Raw genomic sequence first — 2,733 nt, forward strand, 5'->3', positions numbered from 1 at the left:
CTTCACGGCGATCTATGCGGCTTCTATAACAACGTGGAACGGGTGGGCATGGATTGCAGGCGCTGCCCTCTACTTGCTCTGCCTGCCGGCGCTGCGTCGCGGGCTTTGGAGCGGCGCAGGGCAACGAGCCGATCGCTGATCGTGGAAACGATAGGCCTATGCCATGCGGGTCAAGGCGACTTCCGGCAAGCTATACGCGCCCTAGGAGTGCGGTTGGAACGTTGGCCCAGCCAGATACTCCCGATCACGAGCAGGACGCCGATGATTTGAAGCGCACTCAGCGTCTGATCCAAGAACAACCATCCTAGCAACACGGCGGTCCCCGGGCTGAGAAAGCCCAGTAAGGAAACAACTGTAGGTTCGAGTCGCGAGATCCCCCGGAACCAAAGGAAGTAGGTTAAACCCGCTCCGATCAGGCCGAGCCACGCCAGGCCGAGAACATTGGTTCCTGTAGGCATCGGGATTGGCGGATCAAACACTAAAGCTACTGGAACGAGCAGAAGTCCTCCGGCCGCCAGTTGCCAGGCGGTAAAGGTGAGCAGAGGCACGGGAGGTTGCCACTTGCGGGTCAGCACGGTTCCGAACGCCATGGAAACCGCCCCCGCCAGGCCCGCTGCGACGCCGACAGGATCTAGCGCTGCGTTTGGTGTCAACACCAACAGCGCCACGCCCGCAGTTCCGCAAATAGCCCCCAGGACCGCCATCAATCGTATCGGGCTACCTAGCAGAGCGGCAGAGATGAACACGACCATCAGCGGCTGCACAGCGCCTACCGTCGCCGCGACCCCGCCCGGCAGGCGGTAGACCGAAATAAACAACAAGCTCCAGAATAGCGAAATATTAAGTGCGCCGAGGATGAAGATGCGCATCCACCAGATTCCCGTTGGAATCTGTCGGACGATCATCACGAGCAATAAACCCGCCGGCAACGCCCGCAGCATCGCGACCGTCATCGGTGAGAAGTTCGGCAGGTATTGGGTGGTGACAATGTAGGTGCTGCCCCAAATGGCAGGTGCTATCGCTGTGAACAATAAATCGGGCGTGCGTAATGACATGCGATTACAAGACCTCCGCTACGGCGATGGGTTTTTGAGAGTTGCAGGCGCCGCGATGACCGCACCCTGACTTGGACTGGCCCTGCCTCGCACCAATCCACCTGCGGCTATGGCCGCGATCATGCGAGGCCCGAAAATTACACGACCTGTACACGTCCGCCGAACCCGGAACGCAACAGAGCTTCGTGGGCATCCCGATCCGGGTCGTAGCAGCAGTCCTGGACCAAACGCACGTCGTAGTCCGCATCACTAGCCCAGGCGACGCTTGAAAGAACAACGCCGGTGGTGCTTATCCCGGCCATGACAAGCGTGCTTACGCCGCGCGTCCGAAGGTCGGCGTCGAGCGCCGTGCCATAAAAGACGCTGGCTCGCGGACATGCATAGAAAAGGTCGCCCCGTTCGATCGCAAGCCCTTCGACGGGCAGACCGGTGCGAAATCGTCCGCTCGGGAGATACGGTGAGATTTGGCGATTCGTCGCCGGCGGCGCATGTTCATACTCTTCGCCGAGCGAAAAGTTGGGGAACAGCACGGGCCGGCCGCGCAAGGCGTGCTGGCAGCCGTGCAGACCCTGCGTGAGATGAACGCCGACAACCTGCGCAAGGTGCCGGCCGATGCACCCACGGCCTTCATCAAGCCGCGCTGGAAGCCGCTGGTGATCACCCCGGAAGGCCTCGACCGGAAATTCTACGAAATCTGCGCCCTGTCCGAGCTGAAGAACGCCCTGCGCTCCGGCGACATCTGGGTCAAGGGCTCGCGGCAGTTCCGCGACTTCGACGACTACCTGCTGCCGGCCGAGAAGTTCGCCGCACTCAAGCGCGAGCAGGCCCTGCCCCTGGCGATCAACCCGAACAGCGACCAGTACCTGGAAGAGCGTTTGCAGCTGCTGGACGAGCAGTTGGCCACCGTCACCCGCCTGGCCAAGGACAACGAGCTGCCCGATGCCATCCTCACCGAGTCAGGGCTGAAAATCACCCCGCTGGATGCGGCGGTGCCGGATCGGGCGCAGGCGCTGATCGACCAAACCAGCCAGTTACTGCCGCGCATCAAGATCACCGAACTGCTGATGGACGTGGACGACTGGACGGGCTTCAGCCGCCACTTCACCCACTTGAAGGACGGGGCCGAGGCCAAAGACAGGACGTTGCTGCTGTCCGCAATCCTCGGTGATGCGATCAACCTCGGGCTGACCAAGATGGCCGAGTCGAGCCCCGGCCTGACCTACGCCAAGCTGTCCTGGCTGCAAGCCTGGCACATCCGCGACGAAACCTATTCGGCGGCCTTGGCCGAGCTGGTCAACCACCAGTATCGCCACGCCTTTGCCGCCCACTGGGGCGACGGCACGACCTCATCCTCCGATGGCCAGCGCTTCCGCGCGGGTGGCCGGGGCGAGAGCACCGGGCACGTCAACCCGAAGTACGGTAGCGAGCCGGGACGGCTGTTCTATACCCATATCTCCGACCAGTACGCGCCGTTCAGCACCCGCGTGGTGAATGTCGGCGTCCGCGATTCCACCTATGTGCTCGACGGCCTGCTGTACCACGAGTCCGACCTGCGGATCGAGGAGCACTACACCGACACGGCCGGCTTCACCGATCACGTCTTTGCCCTGATGCACCTGCTAGGCTTCCGCTTCGCGCCGCGCATCCGCGACCTCGGCGAAACCAAGCTGTACGTGCC

At 62.4% G+C, this 2,733-nt stretch carries 2 protein-coding genes and 2 pseudogenes; 2 read left to right on the top strand and 2 right to left on the bottom strand.

The genetic code is table 11. The features are described from left to right. A pseudogene (locus ACJHYO_RS23895) lies at positions 1-139 on the top strand (TetA family tetracycline resistance MFS efflux pump); the annotation flags it as partial. A gap of 31 nt (positions 140-170) precedes the next feature. Here ACJHYO_RS23895 and ACJHYO_RS23900 read toward each other — a convergent pair. Together ACJHYO_RS23900 and ACJHYO_RS23905 are read right to left on the bottom strand one after the other, a co-directional pair. Further along, positions 171-1,055 carry a DMT family transporter gene (locus tag ACJHYO_RS23900; RefSeq protein ID WP_000058717.1) on the bottom strand — a complete coding sequence of 295 codons (885 nt, stop codon included), beginning with the start codon at positions 1,053-1,055 and terminating at the stop codon, positions 171-173. A 137-nt stretch (positions 1,056-1,192) separates the two neighbouring features. Next, positions 1,193-1,585, bottom strand: a complete 393-nt coding sequence (locus tag ACJHYO_RS23905) for a cysteine hydrolase family protein (protein ID WP_001351729.1) — start codon at positions 1,583-1,585, stop codon at positions 1,193-1,195. Positions 1,586-1,588: 3 nt separating this feature from the next. Here ACJHYO_RS23905 and ACJHYO_RS23910 point away from each other — a divergent pair. Further along, positions 1,589-2,733 (top strand): annotated as a pseudogene (locus ACJHYO_RS23910) (Tn3 family transposase); the annotation flags it as partial.

This window comes from Escherichia sp. WS1118, assembly GCF_046487695.1.
In the GTDB taxonomy this organism is placed as follows: domain Bacteria; phylum Pseudomonadota; class Gammaproteobacteria; order Enterobacterales; family Enterobacteriaceae; genus Escherichia; species Escherichia coli.